This window comes from Myroides sp. LJL115 (genome assembly GCF_054871665.1).
This window is the reverse complement of sequence record NZ_JBTXLS010000019.1, coordinates 1-23,345: the sequence shown is the minus strand read 5'-3', so window position 1 is coordinate 23,345 and position 23,345 is coordinate 1. Positions and strand designations below refer to the sequence as shown.

Below are 23,345 nucleotides of genomic sequence, written 5' to 3'. Positions count from 1 at the left end.
ATCTATTGTTCTACAACATCAAGTTCAACTTTCAAATTATCAATGATAAACTCTTGTCTATCAGGGGTGTTTTTACCCATGTAAAACTCCAACATCTTCTCAATAGAAATGCTCTTGTCTAACATTACAGGATCTAAACGAATGTCCTCGGCAATGAAATATTTAAATTCATCGGGAGAAATCTCCCCAAGTCCTTTAAATCGAGTAATTTCAGGCTTTGGCTTTAACTTCTCAATAGCCTCCACTCTTTCTTGATCACTATAACAATAGATAGTCTGTTTTTTATTTCTTACTCTAAATAAGGGAGTTTGCAAAATATACAAATGCCCCTCTTTGATTAATTCCGGGAAAAATTGTAGGAAAAAGGTAATCAATAATAATCTAATGTGCATCCCATCCACATCGGCATCGGTTGCAATTACAATATTATTATATCTTAAATTCTCAAAGTCATCCTCTATATTTAAAGCAGCTTGAAGAAGGTTAAATTCCTCATTCTCATATACAATTTTCTTTGTCATACCAAAAGAGTTCAAAGGCTTACCTCTAAGAGAAAACACCGCTTGTGTGTTCACATCCCTACTTTTAGTAATAGATCCAGAGGCCGAGTCTCCCTCGGTAATAAACAAAGTACTCTCTAAATATCTAGGGTTCTTTATATCGGTAAAATGTACCCTACAATCCCTTAATTTACGATTGTGCAAGCTAGCTTTCTTAGCTCTTTCTTTGGCTAATTTTCGAATACCAGATAATTCCTTTCTCTCCTTTTCTGCTTGAAGTATTTTACGTAGTAAAATATCTGCAATTTCAGGATTCTTGTGCAAGTAATTATCTAATTGGGTTTTTATAAAATCATTGATATACGTTCTAACTGTTGGCATATCAGGTCCCATATCCGTTGAACCTAACTTTGTTTTAGTTTGAGACTCAAATACTGGTTCCTCCACCTTTACAGATATAGCTGCTACTATACTTTTTCGTATATCAGAAGCGTCGAAATTCTTATTGTAAAACTCCTTAATTGTACGAACAACTCCTTCTCTAAAGGCAGCTAAATGCGTTCCACCTTGAGTAGTGTTTTGTCCATTGACAAAGGAATAATACTCCTCCGAATATTGTGTTTTACTATGTGTCATAGCGATCTCAATATCTGCACCTAAAAGATGTATAATTGGATATACTTGGTCGCTAGGATCAATGTTTTCACTTAATAAGTCTTGTAATCCATTATCGGAATAAAATTTTTCTCCGTTAAAATAAATGGTTAGTCCCTTATTTAAGTAACAGTAATTTTTGAGCATACGCTCAATGTATTCCTTTCTATATTTATAATTTTTAAATATAGTTTCATCAGCAATAAAAGAGACCTTAGTTCCTTTTCTCTTTGAGGTTTCCTCCACTGGTTGTTCGTGAACTAAATTCCCTGTAGAAAACTCTGCTGTCTTAATTTGGTTATCTCTAATGGCTTCTACCTTAAAGAAAGAGCTCAAAGCATTTACTGCCTTTGTACCAACCCCATTTAAGCCTACAGACTTTTTAAAGGCACGAGAATCGTACTTTCCTCCCGTATTCATTTTAGAGACAACATCTACCACCTTCCCTAAAGGAATTCCCCTACCGTAGTCTCTTACAGTCACAACTTTATCTTTTAAAGTAACTTCGATAGTCTTACCACTACCCATGACAAACTCATCAATACTATTATCGATGACTTCTTTTAGTAAAATATAAATACCATCATCAGGAGAAGACCCATCACCTAGCTTCCCGATATACATTCCCGGGCGCATACGAATGTGTTCTTTCCAATCTAGTGAACGAATATTATCTTCGGTATATTGATTTTGATCTTGCATAAAAAAGTAAGGAATTTGCGCTAAATTACTATTATTTAGCTTAAAATAAAAATGGTTAAAGTCTTGGAATCAACAATAAAAACTAAAGGATTGTAATTCAATCAATTTTTAATAACATTTTTGCGAATTTCCACAGAATCAGCTCCTGGCATTATCCTATTTCCAAACAAAAGGGCATAGTTCTTTGTAAACTCAGCTCCAAAATATAAAATCATGGCCGAATAATACACCCAAATGAGCATTACAATTAATGAACCCGCAGCTCCATATAAAGAAGAAGTTGCACTACTTCCTAAATAAAATCCTATGGCAAATTTACCTACCATAAATAAAATGGCTGTAAAACCCGAACCAATTAAGGTATCCCTCCAACAAATTCTCCCATTAGGTAAAGCTTTGAATATAAGGGCAAATAAAAAGGTAATTATACCAAAGACAACCATGTTGTTTAATAATTCTACTAAAAACAAAATATCGTGATCTATAAACTCCTTTAAAAAATTAGACAAAAGACTAATTAATGAATTAACCAATAGGCTAACTAAAAGCAAAAAACCCACAGAAGCTATCATGGAAAAAGATATAATGCGATTTCGAATAAATTGAGCTATACTCTTATGAGGTGCAGCTGCAAATCCCCACATATAATTAATGGAGCTCTGAATCTCAGCAAATACCCCCGAGGCGCTAAAAAGAAGCATAGCAATACTTATTATAGTAGGTAGGATACCAGATCTAGTTATGGCTAAATTTTCCATTACTCCTCTTAACTCAAAAGCGGTATTATCTCCAACTAAGTCACTTAACTGGCCATAAAAAAAATCAGCTACTTCTTGTTGTTCAAAGAAGACACTACTTGCTGAAATAATTATAATGAGCAATGGCGGGAAAGCAAAGATGGTATAATAGGATAAAGCAGCACTAAACTTCATTGCATTATCTGACATAAAGTCCATGATGGACTTCTTGAAAAGTAAAAACACTTTCATACCTACACTCTTGGCTAACATAGTAAAATAATATTAAAGATTCAAAATACACCCATCTACAAGACATGTATCATTGCCTTGCTTTTGCTTTAGTCCTCTTTACACACAAGGCTCTAAGGACTAAAATACAATAATGTTTTCAATAAAACCAAACTAACCAAGACTAGTTAAGATCGTAGCGATTGAATATTAAAAACAAATACTCAAAAAAAAACTCCCCAATAATATCATTAATTATTGAGGAGTCGTTTTGTATATATCTACAAGTAAAAAAACTTATACGTTAAAACGGAAGTGCATTACATCCCCATCTTTTACAATATATTCTTTTCCTTCTACTCTTAATTTTCCAGCTTCTTTAACTTTAGATTCTGAACCATAATCTACGAAATCTTGGTAAGCGATAACTTCTGCACGGATAAATCCTTTCTCGAAATCCGAGTGAATTACACCAGCAGCTTGTGGAGCTGTATCTCCAACTTTAATAGTCCAAGCTCTAACTTCTTTCACACCTGCTGTGAAGTAAGTTTGTAGTTTTAATAATTTGTAAGCAGAACGAATTAATTTAGAAACTCCTGGTTCTGATAAACCTATATCTTCTAAGAACATTTGACGCTCTTCATAGCTTTCTAACTCTGTAATATCTGCCTCTGTTCCTACAGCTAAAACAATTACCTCAGCATGTTCGTCCTTAACTAATTCTCTAACTTGCTCTACATATGCATTACCATTAACAGCTGCAGATTCATCTACGTTACAAACATATAAAACAGGCTTAGCAGTAATTAATTGAAAATCTTCCAAAAGCTCTGCCTCATCTTGATTATTTGGCTCAACAACACGTGCAGATTTACCCTGTAATAAAGTCTCGCGAATACGCTCTAAAAGAGCTGCTTCCACTTGAGCTTCCTTATTACCTGTTTTAGCGGCCTTTTTAACCTTTTCTAGGCGTTTTTCAACCGTATCTAAATCCTTTAATTGTAACTCTATATCGATAGTCTCCTTATCTCTAATTGGATTTACATTCCCATCCACGTGAACAATATTGTCATTATCAAAACAACGTAACACATGAATAATTGCATTACACTCGCGGATATTCCCTAAAAATTGATTTCCTAGTCCTTCTCCTTTACTTGCTCCTTTTACTAATCCTGCAATATCAACGATATCTACAGTAGCTGGCAAAACGCGCTCTGGATTAACTAATTCCTCTAATTTTAACAATCTTGGGTCTGGTACGTTCACCACACCAATATTTGGTTCAATTGTACAGAAAGGAAAGTTTGCACTTTGCGCCTTTGCGTTAGATAAACAATTAAATAAGGTTGACTTACCTACATTGGGTAATCCTACAATACCTGCTTTCATATTTTCAATTATTTCAGTCTTTTTAAACGTTGGCAAATATATCGAAAATAAAACTAGAATTAGCCTTTTACGCATTAAGATTAATAAAAAAACCACTCATAAAGAGTGGTTTTTTCTATAGAGATTATATTAATCTTCATCATCAGCGATTTCCAAGTCTTTTAATGCGTCTAAAGAATCATCAGCTGGATCAGCATAGTCTTCTTCTTCATCATCAAAGTTCTCGATACGGTCGGCTAATTTAGTACTTACTTTTACCAGATATATAGTATCCTCTGTACGAACTTCAACAGCTTCAATTGTTTCATTCTTTTGATTTTTGAATCTAATTATATCAGAATCATCATATCCATCAGGAAATCTATCCACTAAAAGTGCTAAAATTTCGTTAGTTAATTTTGCGTAATCAACAATTACTCTTTTCATTCTCTTATTGCTTTATTTCTTTTCAAATGTAATAGCAAATTAGGAATAATCAAATAAAATTAAACACTAATTTCACTTTATTTCTCTGTTGTATTAGTTACCAAGAACATACGCAAACACCAAAGGAGCTACGATAGTTGCATCTGATTCGATTACAAATTTTGGCGTATCTACATCTAATTTACCCCATGTAATTTTCTCATTTGGAACTGCACCTGAGTAAGAACCATAAGAAGTAGTTGAGTCAGAGATTTGACAGAAATATGCCCAGAAAGGAACATCTGTCCACTCCAAATCTTGATACATCATTGGAACAACGCAAATTGGGAAATCTCCTGAGATTCCACCAGCAATTTGGAAGAATCCAACTCCTTTTCCACCTGAGTTAGCGCGGTACCATTCTGTTAAGTAAATCATATATTCAATTCCTGATTTTACAGTATGAACATTTAAGTTGCCTTTAATTACGTTTGAAGTAAAGATATTACCACAAGTTGAATCTTCCCATCCTGGACAAACAATTGGAAGATTTTTCTCTGCAGCCGCAACAATCCAAGAATCTTTAGGGTCAATTTCATAGTATTGTTCTAAAACTCCAGAATTAACTACCTGATATAAGAATTCATGTGGAAAATAACGTTCTCCCTTTTCTTCCGCTGCATGCCAAACATCCTCTAAGTGCTTTTGTAAACGACGGAAGGCTTCTTCCTCTGGAATACAAGTATCAGTAACACGGTTGTAGTGGTTATCTAATAATTCACGCTCTTGCTCTGGAGTTAAATCACGGTAGTTCGGAACCCTTTTGTAGTGAGAGTGCGCAACTAGATTCATTACATCTTCCTCTAAGTTTGCACCTGTACAAGAAATAAAGTGTACTTTATCTTGACGAATCATCTCGGCTAGAGAAATACCTAATTCAGCAGTACTCATTGCTCCTCCCATAGAGATTAACATTTTTCCACCATCTTCTAAATGCGCTTCATATCCTTTAGCTGCATCAACTAAAGCTGCTGCGTTAAAATGCCTATAATTGTGCACTAAAAACTGACTAATTGGCCCTTTATTCATTTTTACTTAATTTTTATATATTAATAAATGATCTTGCGATCCTTTTTTCTTCTTGTTTATTTAAAATGCTACTTTTTGTTATAACCTAAAATATCTAGCACATCCTCTGCAGTTTGTTGTTCAGAGAAAAGTTCTGTTGCTACAAACCCATTTTCATCTTTATCAATTAAAATGTGTTTAGGTTGTGGAATTAAACAGTGGTGTATCCCTCCAAACCCACCAATGGTATCTTGATAAGCTCCTGTATTAAAGAATCCAATATACAAAGGCTTTTCTTTATTATATTTAGGAAGATAAATTGCGTTTAAGTTTTGTTCTGAGTTATAATAATCGTCACTATCACATGTTAAACCACCAAGTAAGATTCTTTCATAAGTATCATTCCAACGGTTAATTGGCAACATGATAAATTTCTTGTTTATTGCCCATGAATCTGGTAGAGTTGTAATAAAAGAAGAATCAATCATATTCCACTTTTCTCTATCGTTTTGTTGTTTTTGGTAAAGAATCTCATAAATAGCTCCTCCACTCTCTCCAACAGTATATGAACCAAATTCCGTAAAAATATTTGGAACTGCTACTCCAGCATCATCACAAGCAATTTTGATTTGATTAATAATCTCATCAATCATGTATTGGTAATCAAACTCAAAGGCAAGTGAGTTTTTAATTGGAAAACCTCCTCCAATGTTTAAACTATCTAAAGTAGGACATTCCTTTTTCAAAGCTATATATACTTTTAAACACTTTAAAAGCTCATTCCAGTAATAGGAAGTATCGCGAATTCCAGTGTTGATAAAAAAGTGTAACATTTTAAGTTCTACTTTTGGATTATCAGCAATTTGCTTTTTATAAAAAGGAACAATGTTTTTATAACCTATACCTAATCTTGAAGTATAAAACTCAAACTTAGGCTCCTCTTCAGAAGCAATTCTAATTCCTATTTTAAATTTCTTATCAATTTGTTCTTGAAGTAAATCTAACTCCTCGTAATTATCAATAATAGGAACTGTTTTTTCGTGTTTCTCGTTGATTAAACGGGCTATATTATCTATATAAGCTGCGCGCTTAAATCCGTTACAAATTACATAAGTATCCTGGTTGATTTTACCACTCTCCAGTAATTTTTCTACAATGTTTATATCAAAAGCAGAAGAAGTCTCTACGTGAATATCGTTTTTAAAAGCCTCATCTAAAACATAAGAGAAATGAGAACTTTTAGTACAATAACAGTAGTAATATTTAGCCTTATACTTATTTTTTTCCATTGCTTTGCGGAACATATCTTTAGCCTTGCCAATATTATCCGAAATCTTAGGTAAATAAGTAAACTTCAAAGGACTTCCATACTTTTCAACTAATCCCATTAGGTCTATATTATGAAAAGTTAGATGATCTTTGTTTAATTTGAATTCTTCTTGTGGGAAATAAAAAGTTTGATTTATTAAATCGACATATTTAGTGTTCATCTGAAATATCAATTTTAAAAATAGTTAATAAATATAAGTTATAAAAGGCTATAAAAAACCATTTTTCAAACTCTAATATTAGCAAACATTATAGAAAGCCTATGTTGAAAGCGAAAGGAGTTCAAGGCTTGCTTAAAATATTTAATAATAGTATATACAAAATTAGCTTTCTGCATCTTTGCAAAAGGCTCTAATGCCTCACATATGTAAGGGCAAAATTGAATATATAAAACGTCCTTTTTCACGTGGCAAATGTAATAAAATAAACAAATGAAAAAAGAAAATGATCATTATTTTCCTATTTCTTCCCTATAGGCTTCAAAGCCTTTGACAATCAGGTCTTTTTCTACCTCAACATCAAAGAATGGCTCACCTATTTGTGCTAATAAAACGCATCTAATTTTACCGTGAGAATTTTTCTTATCGAATTTAAGCCATTCTAAAATATTATTAACATCCTCTTGAGTGATTTCTACTTTGCCAAAAATCTTCTCCAAATAGTGCTTTATATCTAAATAATCTTCCTCTGGCAATTTCAATAACTCTTTAGATAGGTAAGCCTCTATTATCATCCCTATAGCAATAGCTTCCCCATGTAATAGAGTTTGCTTATGCTCATTGGATAGAAAATAGCTCTCAATTGCATGACCTACCGTATGGCCAAAGTTCAATACTTTTCTAAGGTTCTTCTCCTTAGGGTCCTCTAAGACCACTTCTGTTTTTATTTCAATGGATCTACATACTAAAGGCGCTAAAAGGGACAAATCAATATTACCACTATCTTTTAAGAAATCATAGTACTGTGGATCTAATATTAATCCATGCTTTAACATTTCGGCATAACCACTTCGAATTTCTACACCTGGTAAAGTTTCTAGATAAGTAACATCCACTACTACCATTTTCGGATTAGAAAATGTACCAATACAGTTTTTAACTCCATCACAATCTACTCCAGTTTTACCTCCAACAGAAGCATCAACCATAGATAATAATGTAGTTGGGATGTTATAACAATCTATTCCTCTCATATAAATAGAGGCAATAAACCCACCTATGTCGGTAATTACTCCTCCACCTAGGGTTATCATAGCGCTATTTCTATCCCCTCCCAACTCTAACATACTTTGAATAACTCCTTGGGCAGTTTCCAAGATTTTATTTTCTTCTCCTGGTTCAATTTCTATTATCTCAAATTCAACTTCTACAGGAAGATGGGCTAAAAAATGCCCCATACAATATTCATTGGAATTGCTATCACATAAAATAAATAACTTGGTGTAATTCTTCTTATTGATATGCTCTCCTAAAAATGAGTACGCCTCTATTCCAATAGCAATATCATAATTGTCTGCTTTTATGATGTCCATTTCTTTTTTTTGATTGTTTACAATAACAAAGTAAGCTATAATAATTTAAAAATACACTCTTATTTTATTAATTTCACTAGCCATTTGTAGCTTATTATGGCTTATTAAGTAGATGTCCGATTATATTTTTTTCACAAATAACATTTAAATCCTTAAAATAATATAATTTTCACCAAAAAAAAGCTAAATCTTCTTTTAGTAAAAAGCGTTTGTGCAGTCTTTTTACTTTTTAAACGAGATTACTAAGGACTATACAATACTTTGTTCCTTTATTTAAGGTCAACCTAGGCATTACAGACAAAATTTAATATTATCTATAAATCTTTTAAGATATTATAAAAAGAGTAATTATATTTGCAACCTGATTTTACTTATAATAATGGAGAAATTATTTAACAACACCGAGGTAGCTTTCGCCTTAAAGAACAATAAGGAATTAAGAAGAGCTCACTTTCTTTTCAAAATGATTAGCAAACCAGCTTTAGTAAAGATTGGATCTTCTTTAGCTAACTTTGCTATTAAAACTCATTTACCTGTTACAGGTTTAATTCGCGCAACTGTTTTTGACCACTTTTGTGGAGGAGTAAGCGAAGAGGATTGTTTATCTGTAGTAGATACAATGTATTCTAAAGGTAAGGTTGCATCTGTTTTAGATTATTCTGTAGAAGGAAAAGAAACAGAAGAGCAATTTGACGCAGCTTTAAACATGACTTTGAAAACAATTAAATTTGCTAAAGAACGCCCAGAGGCTATTCCTTTTGCAGTTTTCAAACCTACTGGGTTTGGTCGTTTTGACATGTTTGTGAAAAAAGGAGAAGGCAAAGAGTTTACTGCTACTGAGCAGGCAGAATGGGAACGTATTTTATACCGTTTCAACATGGCATGTAAGTATGCACATGATAATGATGTACTTTTATTAATTGATGCTGAACACAGCTGGATGCAAGATGCTGCTGATGATGTATGTTTAGACATGATGCGTAAGTATAACAAAGAAAAAGCAATCATCTATAATACAGCTCAAATGTACCGTTGGGATCGTTTACAATGGCTAAAAGATCTTCACAAAATTGCTAAAGAAGAAGGATTCCATATCGGAATGAAAGTTGTTCGTGGAGCATACATGGAAATCGAAAGAGAAAGAGCTGCTGAAAAAGGATACAAATCTCCTATTTGTGTAGACAAACCAGCAACAGATGTTAACTATAACTCGGGTATCCGTTTTATGATTGACAATATTGATACAATGGCTTTATTTGCAGGAACACATAATGAAGATAGTTCGTATTTAATTATGGATTTAATGCAAGAAAAGAACATTTCTCACCAAGATAAAAGATTGTTCTTCGGACAATTATACGGAATGAGTGACAATATTAGTTTTAACTTAGCTAAGTTAAATTACAACGTTGCAAAATACCTTCCTTTTGGTCCTGTAAGAGATGTAATCCCTTACTTAATTCGTAGAGCTCAAGAGAACACATCTGTTGAGGGTCAAACCAACAGAGAGTTAGATTTGATCACTAAAGAAATGAAAAGAAGAAAAATGTAGTAGATTTTACTACTATTCCATAAAAAAGAATGCCTGAAAATTATTCCAGGCATTCTTTTTTATTTCCAACCACGTATAGTGTAGTATTTCACGTGGTTTATTTTTTTGCAATTTACCTAGAAGGTATATTCCAATCTATAGGTGTTTGTGCATTTTCTTGTAAATAGGTATTAATTTTAGAAAAAGGCTTACTACCATAAAAACCTCTATATACCGATAAAGGAGAAGGATGTGCACTTTGAATTACTAAGTGTTTCTTTGTATCAATATTCCTACCCTTTTTCTGGGCATAACTTCCCCAAAGAACAAACACTATACCTTGTTTTTGTAAGGATAATTGTTCTATTATATAATCAGTTAAAATCTCCCATCCCTTATTTTGGTGTGATCCTGGTTTTTTCTGCTCTACAGTCAGTGTTGCATTTAACAACAAAACACCTTGAGAGGCCCAAGAACTTAGATCCCCATTTAAAACATTTCTAATACCTAAGTCACTTTCCAATTCCTTATATATATTCACTAAACTAGGTGGAATCTTCACTCCTTTATTTACCGAAAAACTGAGTCCATTAGCTTGAAATTCTCCATGGTAAGGATCCTGTCCAAGAATAACTACTTTAACTTTATCAAAAGGGGTAAGTTCTAAGGCATTATAAATATTTTCTTCTTTAGGATAGACGCATTTCTCGGCATATTGCTCTTTGACAAAACTCTGTAAATCCTTGAAATAAGATTGCTTTCTTTGACTATCTAACACATTTGCCCAGCACTTTTGTTTAATCCATTGCATATTGAAAAGGTATATTAAAATAAAGAACAAAAATACAAAACAAAAAAGGATTAACTCGGGACTTTAAAACTTATAAATCTCCAATATGTTTTAAGTTAGGACAAAATAAAGCTTTGACTTCGTATATTTCGCGTATATTTTGGAGCTCCACTTTATTAATACCCATATTCTCATTGTCATTGGTAAATAATAAAACATTGTGCTCTGTTAGCCTTTTGAACCTACTAAGAAAAATACCTTTTCCATCAACCACATATAAATAAATCTTATGGGGTTGAATTTGATTTAAATTCATCTGCTTTACCAAAACATAACAAGAAGTTCTAATAGTTGGGTACATACTTTCAGAGGCAACTTGAAAAGCCATATCTACTTGCTCTGTAGTTGGAAACACGTAACTAGCTGCATCTTGCAAGACAGCCTCAGGATCTATAAAGTACTCCAAATGCTGGTCTACCCCAATCATTTTGACTTTTCCTTTACTTTGATCAGTAGTATAACTACTAATAGGTGAGTCCTTAAATAATTGATTCAAATCAACATCATACTTCTCACATAACTCAATGATGGTTTCATATTGAAGGCTATTTCTTTTTTTCCAAGATGAAATAGTATTAGGCTTAACATTTAGCAATTTAGAAAGTTCTAAATCTGTTTTAACCCCCACCGTCTTTTTGATCTTTTGCAATATTGTTGAAGTGTCTAACATTCTAATTGGTTTTTAAGTCATAATAGGTTGCAGTCTAATGGTATTTCTAGGCTAAAATTCACTTGCTATTTCAACTAAGTAGCAATATCTTGCATTCTAGTGTTTACAAAGATTTTATAAAAACCCATTAGATTACTACAAATATATGCTCTTTATACTAAAAAATACAAATAACTCTAATAAATAACATAATTTAACATTTTTTATTAACTTCATCACATGTGTTAAAATGACAAAAATGAGCACTTTGTAAAATTTAATCAGTTATCTTTACATATTTACAAGGATTTAGGATTATAGATCGTTATTTCTATTACTTATTTAGGCAGAAGCTTATCTATTACTAATCAATACATTACTTATGTATTTATGAAAAATAAGTACCTAAATCTACTTTTTTGAGGAAACATTAACATATTGATGCCACTTGTTTTCTGTATATTTGGCTTAACATAAAAAATTCACGAAATGAAAAGAAATTTAATCCTTCTTGCAGCTTTTTTATCTTTATCGGTAATTAGCTGTAAAACAGTACCTACTAACACTATGGAAAATCAAACTCAAGACTTAGCTATTCACAATGAACTACAAGGAAAATGGGTTTTAGAATCTATGAGTGATTCTTTTACAGAAGGTAAATCATTAAAAGATTTGTTTCCTGGAAAAACACCTTCTTTAAATTTTGACACAGAAAAAAACACGTTAAATGGTAACGATGGTTGTAATAATATCTTCGGAGCTTACCAAGTAAGTGGAGTAAGCGGACTATCTATTGGAGAGCATTTAGGATCTACAATGATGGCTTGTCAAGGCGTAAGCGATTTTGTATTCAAAAAAGCTTTAAGTGAAATTACAAGTTTTAAAATACAAGATCATAAATTACAGTTTTACTCTGGGGATGTTTTACTTATGAGTTTTAAACACGCACATGAAAAACAAGCTCCAACGGAGAAAATTATTAATTTAGAAGGAACACAATGGGTTTTATCTTTTATCCAACCTCTAGATAGAAGTATGAAAACAATTGAGGATAGATTCCCTATGGGGCTTCCAACATTAAACTTTGACACTACTAACATCAATGGAAACACTGGATGTAATGTTTTCAATGGAGAGTTCAAAGCAGATAACGGACAACTTAGCTTTGACAAAGTAGCTATGACTAGAAGATTCTGTGATGGTGTTGAAGAAAATTTATTTACTAGCAATTTAAATGCAGTTACTCAATATAAAGAAGTAGATGGTGAATTAGTATTATCTAATGCAGATGATATGGTTGTTCTACGCTTTAAGAAAAACTAAGTAAGATTTACATCATACAAAGGGGCTGTCTCACACTTGAAGACAGCCCCTTTTTTGTTTAATAAATATCGTATTTTACTTAGTATAATTTAATTATGTAAACTGAAATAAAAACTATATCTAATAATTACTTCTCAATGACAGGGAAGTAAGCTTGATGAGATAGCCTCTTTTTTTGCCTCTACCCTACCGTATTCTTCTTTAACACAAGTCAACCAAAAAGAAAATATCTTATATCCTATAAACATTATAATAATTAATAATTGTAAATTAACAGTATAATATTTTAATTATCACTAAAAAGTATAAATAACCAATAAATCTACTTTATTCTAGGTCTCTAATCTAACTCTAATGTAGCTTTAATGTAAAGTTAATCCACTTCGAAGTTGGTTATAACCTTAAGAAGGTAGGTTTGTAAAATAAAAGAAATATGTTTTATGCTTAGACAATTATTGTTTTTAGGATGTGGGCTATTTTGCTTAACCACTTTTGCTAAGGGTACCCCAAAACACCTATCTAAACAACAGATAGAAGCCATGTTTATGGAGCAAAATATTGACTTACTTGCTCAAAGGCTTGAAATTTCCCAAGCTCAGGCCCAAGTTATTCAAAGTAAACTTTGGCCAAATCCAACCTTTGAAATTTCCGAGGTGAATTTGTGGAAAACTACAGATATTGAAACCCAACCTATAATTTGGGGAAATTGGGGACAAGCCCAGCAAATTTCTATGCACTTAGAACAGCAAATTCAAACTGCGGGAAAACGCCGCAAAAATATTGAACTCCAACGTTTAACTGTGGAGCAAAAAGAACAAGAGTTTAGTGCCATATTGGCCCAAAGCAAACTGGACCTTAGAACACTTTTAACCGAGCTTCAAAGTACTCAAGAACAAATTAAACTTTACCAGGGGCAGATTCAATACACTAAGGCCTTATTACAAGGCTTCAAAAAGCAATTTGATTTAGGCAATATAAGCCAGGTGGATTATATCCGCTTACAAGCAGCTCAGCTTCAATTTCAAAAGCAATACACAGAGCTTTGTAGTGATGAACAGGAATCTTTAAAAGAGTTAAAAAACTTTTTAAACATCGGTCAGGACATTCATTTATATATCACTGATGCATTAGAGCTACCCACTTTCCAAGTCACTGAAATATTTTTAGAAGACTGGATAATTAAAGCACAAGAAAACAGAGCTGATGTTCAAATACAGAAAAACCAAGAACTACAGTCTTTAAAACAATTAGAAATTTTCAAAGCACAGAACACTCCCGATATTACCTTAGGGATAGATTATGACAGAGGGGGAAATATAATGAGAAACTTTGTGGGTTTTGGGGTTTCTTTTGACCTACCTGTATTTGATAGAAATAAAGGAAATATTGCCGAGGCTAAGTTAGAAATACAAAAGAGTACGCTACAAAAACAACAAGTACAAAATTCTATTGCCAATGACATTGTTCAGGCTTATAAGAACTACACTAAAAGTCTAGAATTACTCCTTGAAATGGATAAGGACTACGAACCTGAATTGGACCGATTAATGAGAGTGTATCAAGAAAACTTTAAAAACAAAAATGTCAGTCTAATCCAATACTTAGACTTTATAGAGGCTTATTTGGATAATAAATCACTAATTCTAGATACAAAAAAACAAATTGTAGATCAATTTGAAACTTTACAATATTCAATAGGAACTGAATTATAAATGAAATTTTCTTACATCATGCTGAAATATACCCTTTCTTGTTTATGTTTTATTACCCTTTTGGCAAGCTGTCAAAAGACCCAAACCAATGCACATACTTTAGATAAAACCTATTGTATTGATTCTGAAATTCAACAAGATTTACAAATACAAAAAGTAGAGGTACTTCCCATTATACAAAGCATTACTTTAACTGGTCAAATCATGTATAACCAGCAAAAAACAGTAGCCTATCACAGTTTGATTGAAGGAGTTATACAACAAACCTATTTTTCTCTTGGTGACTTTGTCAATAAGGATCAAACCTTAGCTCTTATCAGTAGTACTGACTTAAACGATTTATTACAAGAGTTAGAGAGCTCCACTGCAGAAAAACAGGTCATCCAAAGGCAATTGCAAACCACAAAGAGCCTGTTTGAAGATGGACTTGCTTCTAATACAGAGTTTTTAGAGGCTCAAGCAGAAGTAGAAATTATAGATTCTAAAATTGCAGCTTTACAAAAAAATCTCCAAAGACATAATCCAAGTGGTAAAAACCATGGGGCCTTTGAGATTAAAGCTCCTATCTCAGGATATATAGTAGAGAATACTATAACTAAAGGTAGTAGTGTATCGGGTAGCGAGGATCCATTATTTACAGTGGCTGACCTTAGTGAGGTCTGGGTAATGGCCAATGTTTATACAGCCAATATACAACATGTAAAAAAAGGACAAAAAGTACTAGTGAATACCTCCGCATACCCAAATGAGTTCTTTGAAGCAAAAATCGACAATATTAGCCAAACATTGGATAGTGAACAGCGCGTTTTAAAAGCACAAATCATCATGGATAATCAAGACTATAAATTGCGACCTGGAATGATTGCAGATATTATTGTAGAATTAGATTCTCCCTCACAAAAGGCCGTTGCCATTCCAAATAGCGCTATTGTATTTGACAATAACCAAAATTACATAGTTGTGTTCAATGACAGGTGTAATCAAGAAGTAAGAAGAATTGATCCAATTGCTAGGAATTCCCAATTCACTTACACTAATACAGGTATAGAACAAGGAGAGCAAATTATAACCAATAATGCCTTATTGGTATATGAGCAATTAAACAATCCATTTTAAAGCTATAAACGATGCAGAAATTCGTAAAAAACATAGTAGCATTTTCTCTTAAAAACACCATCTTTATCTTTTTTGGAGTCGCACTTCTACTTTTTGCAGGTATATACTCCTATATTAAAACTCCTATTGAAGCTTTCCCTGATGTTACCAATACTAGGGTAAGAATTATCACCCAATGGCCTGGCAGAAGTGCCGAGGAAATGGAAAAGTTTATAACTCTTCCTATTACCAAACAAATGAATACCATTCCAAAAAAAGCTGAACTACGTTCTACTTCCCTTTTTGGACTTTCGGTTGTATCGGTAATATTTGAGGATAATGTAGATGATTTTTACGCCCAACAATATGCCAATAACCGTATGATGGGTGTAGATTTACCTAAAGATGCAGACTATGAAATAGAAGCTCCCTCTGGTGCTACTGGGGAGATCTTTAGATATATTATAGAATCGGAATTACCTATTAAAGAAGTTACCTCTATACAGGATTGGGTAATTGAGCGTGAATTACTCTCTGTACCTGGAGTAGCAGATGTAGTTAGCTTTGGAGGGGAGCAAAAAATGTATGAAATACAAATTAATCCCACTGAACTACAAAACTATGATCTTAGCCCTCTAGATGTATTTGAGGCAGTAGAAAACAGCAACATAAATGTAGGTGGAGACATCATTCAAAGAGCAGACCAAGCCTATGTAGTTCGCGGTGTTGGACTACTAGATAATATAGAGGATATTGAAAATATCTTAATCCAAGTAAACGGGCCCACTGCTGTATTAGTAAAACACGTAGCTAAAGTAGTTGTTAGCTCAAAACCTAGATTGGGTCAAGTAAGCTATCAAGACCAAGAGGATGTAGTCCAAGGAATTGTAGTCATGCTAAGAGGAGAAAATCCAAGTGAGGTAATTACACATTTAAAAGAAAGAATTGAAGACCTAAATCATCGCATCTTACCAAAAGGCGTACAGATTAAACCTATTATTGACCGTACAGATTTAGTAAACAATACAGTTCATACGGTAACCAAAAACCTTATCGAGGGTATTATACTTGTTTCTATTATTGTATTTGTGTTCCTATATAATTGGAGGACCACTTTTATAGTAGCCTCGGTAATCCCCTTAGCATTCTTATTTGCTATTATCATGCTTAGAATCCAAGGGTTACCTGCTAACTTAATTTCGATGGGAGCTTTGGATTTTGGACTTTTACTGGAAGGTACCCTAGTTATTGTGGAAGTGGTCTTTGTCGGTTTGGAGAAAAAGGCCAAGCTTGTGGGTATGGAACGCTTCAATAAAATGAGTAAGTTAGGTACAATTCGAAAAAGCGCCTCAAGCGTAGCTGGATATATCTTTTTCGCCTTACTGATTTTAATTGTAGCACTTATACCTATTTTTTCTTTCCAAAAAGTAGAAGGAAAAATGTTCTCTCCACTTGCCTTTACTTTAGGGTATGCTTTACTAGGCTCTCTTATTTTAAGTTTGACCTATGTACCTGCCATGTGTAAAGTACTTTTGACAAAGAATATTTCTGAAAGGGAAAACTTTATATCTAGATTCTTTAGAGTTAATATTTATAAGGTATTTGACTTTTGTTTCAAGAGAAAAAAAGCAACTCTAATTGCCTTTGGCCTTCTACTAGTGCTCTGTGGGGTAAAATTCCATTATTATGGTGCAGAATTTCTACCAAAATTAAACGAAGGAGCCATTTACATTCGAGCTACCTTACCTAGTAGTGTTTCTTTACCAGAATCGGTAGAGCTAAGTCAAAAAATGAAAGCAGATCTTAGGGAATTCCAACAAGTAGAATTTGTCTTGACACAAACAGGACGTCCAAATGATGGAACAGATCCAACAGGTTTTTTCAATATTGAGTTTCATACCCAGTTAAAACCAGAAAATCAATGGGAACACAAGATTCCTAAAGAAGAGCTGTTAGATCAAATGCGAGAGAAACTGGAAAAATATCCAGGAGTTAAATTTGGCTTTAGTCAACCTATACAGGATAATGTGGAAGAATATGTTGCTGGGGTAAAAAGTTCTTTGGTTGTCAAAATATTTGGAGATAATCTATTTGAATTGGAAGACTATGCCAACCAAGTTGCCAATAGCATTAAAGATGTTCCTGGAATCACCGATTTAAATGTATTTAAAAATATTGGTCAACCAGAACTAAGAATTGCCTTAAATGAATTAAAGATGGCAAAATATGCTGTCACCACAGCAGATGCTCAGGCAGTGATTGCAATGACTATTGGTGGGGAAACAGCTACTACCTTTTATGAGAATGAGAGAATGTTTGACATTGTAATTCGCTATGATAAACAATACAGAGATTCCCAAGAAAAAATTAGTGAGATCCTAATCCCTACCTTGGATGGCAAACAAGTTCCCTTAAAGGAAATTGCTACAATTGACTATCATAGTGGACCCGCTTTCATCTATAGAGAGAATGCCAGTAGATATATAGCGGTAGGATTTAGTATTGAAGGAAGAGATTTAGAAAGTACTATAACAGAAGCCAAGGAGAAAGTTGCTCAAAATGTATTTATTCCAAAAAATCATAAAGTACAGTGGGCGGGAGAATTCGAGAGTAAAGAACGCGCAGCTAAGCAGCTCACCTTAGTGGTTCCTGTTTCTTTAGTTCTTATCCTATTACTGCTGTACTTTAACTTTGGAAATGTAAAAGACACCTTGATTTCTGCTATCACTCTAGCCTTCGCTTTTATTGGTGGATTTATCTCCCTTTGGGTTACAGGTACTATATTTGGTATCTCCGCTGGGATTGGTTTTATCATACTCTTTGGAGTAGCAACCATTGATGGAATTGTCTTAATTGGTCAAATCCAAGACAATAGAAAACATTCAATGGAATTAACCCAGGCAATTAAAGAAGGGGTAAAAAGTAGAATACGACCAGTAATTATGATTGCCTTAATGGGGTCTATGGGACTTTTGCCTGCTGCACTATCCACAGGTATGGGCTCTGAAATTCAAAAACCTTTGGCCATTATGATTGTAGGTGGATTAATCATTTGTATGGTACTGTCCTTTACTGTTTTACCTATCTTATTTTATTTAGCCTATAGAAAGAAGAGAGCATAGGAATATTTTTTTAGTAATTTGCTTGGTTTAGGTGCTAGGACCTCTTGATAAAAGAGTAGTCCTAGCACTTTCTTTTAAAAAATAATCCCAAAGTAACCTTCTATACTACTATTGTGGTATAAGCTTTTTAAAGAAGTTAAAGTACTTTGTTGAGACTATTGTAATAAAGTACTAAAGCGATAAAAATGTTTACTATACATACATTGGTACTTCCCCTTTGAGAGTCAAAGTAATAGCACAGCTACTTTAGTTGATTAAAATACATCTTGTATGACCAATAGTCTAAAAGCAAAAAAGGTTTCGCCTTTTAAAGACGAAACCTTTTTAAAGTAAGTGTGTGTTGTTATAGTGATAGTGTATATCCTGGAACTAATTGATAAATAATAATTCACGGTATTTGGTTAATGTCCAAATCTCGTTATCTACTAGCAACTCTAATTTGTCACTGTGGTAGCGAATTACATCGAAATAAGGCTTAACTTCATAACAATAGCTGTAAGCTTGGTCGTATTTATTTGAAATTAAGTTCGATTTCTTTCTTTGGTTAATCATTTCTGTAACCTTATTATTTATCTGAGAAATATGCTCGGAAATCTTTTTGATAATTTGCACTTGCTCTTCTGCAATATCATTAAAATCATCTCCTTGGAAGATTTCTTTTAAACCTTTCACATTCTCAATGACAGTGTTCTGGTACTTAATGGCTGTTGGAATAACATGATTTCTAGCCATATCCCCAAGTACTCTAGCTTCAATTTGAATCTTCTTAATGTATTCTTCTAATTCAATTTCGTAACGAGATTCCATTTCGATCTTACTCATTACACCCATTTTTTCAAACACATCTAAAGACGCTGGAGCAATTCTAACTTTTAAAGCCTCTGGGGTAGCTTTATTATTACTTAACCCACGTTTTGCAGCTTCCTCTTCCCATTCTTGACTGTATCCGTCTCCCTCAAAAAGGATTCTTTCACTATCTTTAATATATTCTCTTAATACATTGAAAATAGCCTCGTCCCTTTTAAGTCCCTCTTTTTCAACTAAAGTATCTACTTCCACTTTAAAGTCTCTAAGTTGTTTAGCCACAATAGTATTTAAGGCTGTCATAGGACCAGCACAGTTTTGAGTAGAACCTACAGCTCTAAACTCAAACTTATTACCAGTGAAAGCAAAAGGAGAAGTGCGGTTACGATCCGTATTATCTAAAAGTAAATCAGGAATTTTCCCAACTACATTTAATTTTAAATCTGTTTTTTCCTCCGGTGATAATTTTCCATCTGTAACATCCTTTAATTCCATTAACACTTTTGTTAATTGTCTTCCGATAAATACAGACATAATAGCCGGTGGAGCTTCATTAGCACCTAAACGGTGATCATTACTGGCGGAGGCAATATACGAGCGTAATAACTCTTCATTATCATTTACCGCTTTTATGGTGTTAATAAAAAAGGTTAAGAATTGTAAATTACTCTTTGGTGTTTTACTAGGACTTAATAAGTTAACTCCTGTATCTGTGGCTAGTGACCAGTTATTATGTTTACCTGAACCGTTAACACCTTTGAATGGTTTTTCGTGGAATAATACTTTAAAAGAGTGCTTTTCAGCAACTTTTTTCATTACATCCATAAGCAAAGAGTTATGGTCCACTGCTAAGTTAGTCTCCTCAAATATTGGAGCTAACTCAAACTGATTAGGAGCAGCCTCATTATGTCTTGTTTTTACAGGGATTCCCAATAAAATACAATGATTCTCCAAATCATGCATATAATTCAAAACTCTAGTAGGAATAGATCCAAAATAGTGATCATCTAACTGTTGTCCTTTAGCTGCGGTATGTCCTAAAAGCGTTCTTCCTGTTATTAGAATATCAGGTCTTGAAGAAGCTAATGCGGTATCTACTAAGAAATATTCTTGCTCCCACCCTAAAGTAGTAGTAATTTTCTTTACGTTTTTATCAAAATACTTAGCTACCTCTGTTGCTGCTTCATCCACAGCAGTAATAGCTTTAAGAAGTGGGGTTTTATTATCTAATGCTTCTCCTGTATAAGAAATAAACACAGTTGGTATACAAAGAGTACTTCCGAAAATAAAAGCTGGAGAGGTTGGATCCCAAGCTGTATATCCTCTTGCCTCAAATGTGTTTCTGATTCCTCCACTTGGGAAACTCGAAGCATCTGGCTCTTGTTGTACTAATTGACTCCCATTGAATTTCTCCACTGGATCCCCATCAAATTGGGTTTCGAAAAAGGCATCATGCTTTTCAGCAGTTATCCCCGTTAAAGGCTGAAACCAATGCGTATAATGTGTTACACCTTTACTCATTGCCCATTCTTTCATACCTAAGGCGATGTAATCTGCAAGCCTTCTATCGATTTTAATACCTAATTGAGCATTTTTTACCGATTGATAAGCCTCTGGTGTTAAAAATTGACGCATTGCCTTATCATTAAAAACATGGTCTCCAAAAATTAATGATTTTCTACCCAGTTCCTCTACTTTTACAACTTCTCTAGAAGCTGCTTTTTCAATTGCTCGAAAACGAAATGTTGACATAATTTTAGTTTTTTTGAAAGGTACCCCTCTTTTTGATGACGCAAATGTAGTGAAAAACTAAAAAAAACCAACACACCCCCCTATATTTTTTGTAGAAAAAATTAAATAATACAATTTTGGGTGATTTTAAGTAAAAAACAGGCCTAAAAAAAAATCACCCCCTACATTTTTTAGTAGTAAGACTAAAGTTATAGAGAGTGCTTTTTTAACTTTTGATAAATTATGGCATAAAAAAAACCAGTATTTCTACTGGTTTTACTATTATTTACTAGGATTCATTCTAGCCATTTTTGCATTTTGCAGGTTGTACTGTTGTTCTAAAACCTCATAAGGAACAGTTCCATCTTCTTTTACTTCACTCGCTACAGAAAACGGTACTGGTCTTGGCCCTGAAAGATAAACTACTTTAAAAGTTAATTTATCAGTATAGCTTATAGCATCATTTCCATTTCCTACCTTTTTAAATAAGTCTAATCCTTGAAAACTTCTTGCCGTTAGCAATACTTCCTCTTCGGTATAAGCATTGTTATATTCTATTTCTGCTATTGAAGTGGTATTTCCTTGTTGAACATCAATAAAATATTTAGCAGGTAGTGGCGTCCAAACAGGTCTTCCATCACCATAAGTGTCTTCCAGGAAGTAAACAAAAACAGATACCCCATCGCTAATTCTCCAAGGGTGTTCATAACCTTTTGTGCTTACCACTAAATTAGATTCCTTTGTAAAGCTATCCAAATAGATAATACCTACTCTAGCCTCTTCACCAATATATTCATACTTTTTTTCACATGAACCAAATATAGCTGCAGCAGCTACAAATAAGGTAATTCCCAATAATTTTCTCATAGTCTTTTAATTTAAAACTGAAAAATACTATTTTTTTTACTTCCTAGTATAGATTTAAGATAAAATTAATCTTTAGAACACCATTATTCTACCTCTTTTTTAATCTGTTCTTGAATTGCTTGGTATTTATCTACTAATTCTTGGCTGATTTGCCCTCCTTTTCTCTTTAAAGTACGTAATGCAAAACCAAAATACATACTTAAAATTCCTAAGAAAATAAAAGTTAAACTAGTCCAGTACACTACTGTAAAAGCACCAAACTGTAGATTCGAAATCATAAAGAATGCAAAGATTAATCCTAAAATAGCTAAAACAATTAAGCTTCCATATCCTTTTGTATGCATTGCCTTCATGTCAAAAGCAATTCCTAAACCACGGAATGATCTAAACATTAAAACAATTCCTACAAATAAAGGTAAAACCTCCGCTGCCAATGGTGGCGAACTAATTAAGTAACATCCTATTACAAAATCCACAATACCTGCTCCTAGCATCCAACCCCATCCACGTAATTGCTTACTATTGGCAAGCGCAAAAAAGATCTCTAAAAATCCTGAACAAAGGAAAAGAACGCTAAATAAAATAGCTAAAGATAAATAGGAAGCTACTGGAGTCATAAAAATGTATACTCCTGCTACGATAAAAAACACCCCTACTAAAACAGGTAGGTACCAATGGTTAACATTTCTTCTAATGTTTTCAATAACTGAACTTGTCATACTTTATATTTTTTTTTACTTATCTAATTTACAAATTTTAACTTAATTAATCTATCTGTTTCAATTAAAACTTAAAATATTTAATAAATAAGAAATTATTTAGTAGCAAGAAGTATAAACTTACTATTTATATGATGATATTTTATTAAAAGACACCCCCTAATAATTTCTTGATAAGAGCAATTTTAGACAAGTCAAACCTAATGGATAGTTAATAAATAGAATAGGAGGCTGAAGATTATGTCTTCAGCCGACCTTTCACACCACCCGGCATACGGTTCCGTACCAAGGCGGTTCTTAACTTTACGATACTTTTAAGTAGATGTCATTTAGAGATGGATAACCTGCTCGTCTTAGTACTTGCTTATTTAATGTAGTATGGAGGACAAAACT

The 23,345-nt window shown here is 33.2% G+C and carries 16 protein-coding genes and 1 pseudogene; 5 read left to right on the top strand and 12 right to left on the bottom strand.

What is annotated here, in order from left to right; translation table 11 throughout:
* Positions 1–2: 2 nt before the first annotated feature.
* The 7 genes and pseudogenes from ACYSNX_RS06515 to aroB form a co-directional block, all read right to left on the bottom strand.
* Positions 3–1,856: a DNA topoisomerase IV subunit B gene (locus ACYSNX_RS06515; RefSeq protein ID WP_461753871.1), complete on the bottom strand. Its 1,854-nt coding sequence runs from the start codon at positions 1,854–1,856 to the stop codon at positions 3–5.
* Between the two features lie 101 nt (positions 1,857–1,957).
* The gene (locus ACYSNX_RS06510) at positions 1,958–2,866 is read right to left on the bottom strand and encodes a YihY/virulence factor BrkB family protein (protein ID WP_461753870.1); all 909 of its coding nucleotides are present in this window, start codon (positions 2,864–2,866) and stop codon (positions 1,958–1,960) included.
* Between the two features lie 255 nt (positions 2,867–3,121).
* Positions 3,122–4,216: a redox-regulated ATPase YchF gene (gene ychF / locus ACYSNX_RS06505; RefSeq protein WP_461753869.1), complete on the bottom strand. Its 1,095-nt coding sequence runs from the start codon at positions 4,214–4,216 to the stop codon at positions 3,122–3,124.
* 132 nt (positions 4,217–4,348) lie between these two features.
* Positions 4,349–4,642: pseudogene (locus tag ACYSNX_RS06500) on the bottom strand (hypothetical protein); the annotation flags it as partial.
* Positions 4,643–4,735: 93 nt separating this feature from the next.
* Complete coding sequence (locus ACYSNX_RS06495; protein ID WP_461753868.1) at positions 4,736–5,710, bottom strand: deoxyhypusine synthase family protein; 975 nt, start codon at positions 5,708–5,710, stop codon at positions 4,736–4,738.
* A 68-nt stretch (positions 5,711–5,778) separates the two neighbouring features.
* Entirely contained in the window at positions 5,779–7,179 is a 1,401-nt protein-coding gene (locus tag ACYSNX_RS06490) for a type III PLP-dependent enzyme domain-containing protein (RefSeq protein WP_461753867.1), read from the bottom strand.
* 290 nt (positions 7,180–7,469) lie between these two features.
* Positions 7,470–8,549 carry a 3-dehydroquinate synthase gene (gene aroB / locus ACYSNX_RS06485; RefSeq protein ID WP_461753866.1) on the bottom strand — a complete coding sequence of 360 codons (1,080 nt, stop codon included), beginning with the start codon at positions 8,547–8,549 and terminating at the stop codon, positions 7,470–7,472.
* 379 nt (positions 8,550–8,928) lie between these two features.
* Between aroB and ACYSNX_RS06480 the strand changes: the two genes are divergently transcribed.
* Positions 8,929–10,101: a proline dehydrogenase family protein gene (locus ACYSNX_RS06480; protein WP_461753865.1), complete on the top strand. Its 1,173-nt coding sequence runs from the start codon at positions 8,929–8,931 to the stop codon at positions 10,099–10,101.
* Between the two features lie 112 nt (positions 10,102–10,213).
* On the opposite strand, the gene ACYSNX_RS06475 is transcribed toward ACYSNX_RS06480, so the two are convergent.
* Both ACYSNX_RS06475 and ACYSNX_RS06470 read right to left on the bottom strand, forming a co-directional pair.
* Positions 10,214–10,891 (bottom strand): uracil-DNA glycosylase, encoded by a 678-nt coding sequence (locus tag ACYSNX_RS06475; protein ID WP_461753864.1) that lies wholly within the window; start codon positions 10,889–10,891, stop codon positions 10,214–10,216.
* Positions 10,892–10,961: 70 nt separating this feature from the next.
* Complete coding sequence (locus tag ACYSNX_RS06470; RefSeq protein ID WP_461753863.1) at positions 10,962–11,600, bottom strand: helix-turn-helix domain-containing protein; 639 nt, start codon at positions 11,598–11,600, stop codon at positions 10,962–10,964.
* 468 nt (positions 11,601–12,068) lie between these two features.
* Between ACYSNX_RS06470 and ACYSNX_RS06465 the strand changes: the two genes are divergently transcribed.
* From ACYSNX_RS06465 to ACYSNX_RS06450, 4 genes are all read left to right on the top strand, one after another.
* Positions 12,069–12,902 carry an META domain-containing protein gene (locus ACYSNX_RS06465; RefSeq protein WP_461753862.1) on the top strand — a complete coding sequence of 278 codons (834 nt, stop codon included), beginning with the start codon at positions 12,069–12,071 and terminating at the stop codon, positions 12,900–12,902.
* Positions 12,903–13,342: 440 nt separating this feature from the next.
* Positions 13,343–14,614 carry a TolC family protein gene (locus tag ACYSNX_RS06460; protein ID WP_461753861.1) on the top strand — a complete coding sequence of 424 codons (1,272 nt, stop codon included), beginning with the start codon at positions 13,343–13,345 and terminating at the stop codon, positions 14,612–14,614.
* Positions 14,615–14,632: 18 nt separating this feature from the next.
* The gene (locus ACYSNX_RS06455; protein ID WP_461753860.1) at positions 14,633–15,730 is read left to right on the top strand and encodes an efflux RND transporter periplasmic adaptor subunit; all 1,098 of its coding nucleotides are present in this window, start codon (positions 14,633–14,635) and stop codon (positions 15,728–15,730) included.
* Between the two features lie 11 nt (positions 15,731–15,741).
* Positions 15,742–18,831, top strand: coding sequence for an efflux RND transporter permease subunit (locus ACYSNX_RS06450; RefSeq protein WP_461753859.1), 3,090 nt, complete (start codon positions 15,742–15,744; stop codon positions 18,829–18,831).
* A gap of 369 nt (positions 18,832–19,200) precedes the next feature.
* On the opposite strand, the gene ACYSNX_RS06445 is transcribed toward ACYSNX_RS06450, so the two are convergent.
* The 3 genes from ACYSNX_RS06445 to ACYSNX_RS06435 all read right to left on the bottom strand — a co-directional run bounded on the left by ACYSNX_RS06445 (position 19,201) and on the right by ACYSNX_RS06435 (position 22,952).
* Entirely contained in the window at positions 19,201–21,387 is a 2,187-nt protein-coding gene (locus ACYSNX_RS06445) for a glutamine synthetase III family protein (RefSeq protein WP_461753858.1), read from the bottom strand.
* A 261-nt stretch (positions 21,388–21,648) separates the two neighbouring features.
* Positions 21,649–22,233: a hypothetical protein gene (locus ACYSNX_RS06440; RefSeq protein ID WP_461753857.1), complete on the bottom strand. Its 585-nt coding sequence runs from the start codon at positions 22,231–22,233 to the stop codon at positions 21,649–21,651.
* A gap of 83 nt (positions 22,234–22,316) precedes the next feature.
* Entirely contained in the window at positions 22,317–22,952 is a 636-nt protein-coding gene (locus ACYSNX_RS06435) for an HdeD family acid-resistance protein (protein ID WP_461753856.1), read from the bottom strand.
* Between the last annotated feature and the right edge of the window lie 393 nt (positions 22,953–23,345).

Excerpts from the sequence above, each read along its gene's own strand:
- ACYSNX_RS06495 (WP_461753868.1), bottom strand. The coding sequence starts at position 5,710 with ATGAATAAAGGGCCAATTAGTCAGTTTTTAGTGCACAATTATAGGCAT.
- ACYSNX_RS06435 (WP_461753856.1), bottom strand. The coding sequence starts at position 22,952 with ATGACAAGTTCAGTTATTGAAAACATTAGAAGAAATGTTAACCATTGG.
- ACYSNX_RS06480 (WP_461753865.1), top strand. The coding sequence starts at position 8,929 with ATGGAGAAATTATTTAACAACACCGAGGTAGCTTTCGCCTTAAAGAAC.
- ACYSNX_RS06490 (WP_461753867.1), bottom strand. The coding sequence starts at position 7,179 with ATGAACACTAAATATGTCGATTTAATAAATCAAACTTTTTATTTCCCA.
- ychF (WP_461753869.1), bottom strand. The coding sequence starts at position 4,216 with ATGAAAGCAGGTATTGTAGGATTACCCAATGTAGGTAAGTCAACCTTA.
- aroB (WP_461753866.1), bottom strand. The coding sequence starts at position 8,549 with ATGGACATCATAAAAGCAGACAATTATGATATTGCTATTGGAATAGAG.
- ACYSNX_RS06515 (WP_461753871.1), bottom strand. The coding sequence starts at position 1,856 with ATGCAAGATCAAAATCAATATACCGAAGATAATATTCGTTCACTAGAT.
- ACYSNX_RS06450 (WP_461753859.1), top strand. The coding sequence starts at position 15,742 with ATGCAGAAATTCGTAAAAAACATAGTAGCATTTTCTCTTAAAAACACC.
- ACYSNX_RS06475 (WP_461753864.1), bottom strand. The coding sequence starts at position 10,891 with ATGCAATGGATTAAACAAAAGTGCTGGGCAAATGTGTTAGATAGTCAA.
- ACYSNX_RS06440 (WP_461753857.1), bottom strand. The coding sequence starts at position 22,233 with ATGAGAAAATTATTGGGAATTACCTTATTTGTAGCTGCTGCAGCTATA.
- ACYSNX_RS06455 (WP_461753860.1), top strand. The coding sequence starts at position 14,633 with ATGCTGAAATATACCCTTTCTTGTTTATGTTTTATTACCCTTTTGGCA.
- ACYSNX_RS06445 (WP_461753858.1), bottom strand. The coding sequence starts at position 21,387 with ATGTCAACATTTCGTTTTCGAGCAATTGAAAAAGCAGCTTCTAGAGAA.
- ACYSNX_RS06510 (WP_461753870.1), bottom strand. The coding sequence starts at position 2,866 with ATGTTAGCCAAGAGTGTAGGTATGAAAGTGTTTTTACTTTTCAAGAAG.
- ACYSNX_RS06460 (WP_461753861.1), top strand. The coding sequence starts at position 13,343 with ATGCTTAGACAATTATTGTTTTTAGGATGTGGGCTATTTTGCTTAACC.
- ACYSNX_RS06470 (WP_461753863.1), bottom strand. The coding sequence starts at position 11,600 with ATGTTAGACACTTCAACAATATTGCAAAAGATCAAAAAGACGGTGGGG.
- ACYSNX_RS06465 (WP_461753862.1), top strand. The coding sequence starts at position 12,069 with ATGAAAAGAAATTTAATCCTTCTTGCAGCTTTTTTATCTTTATCGGTA.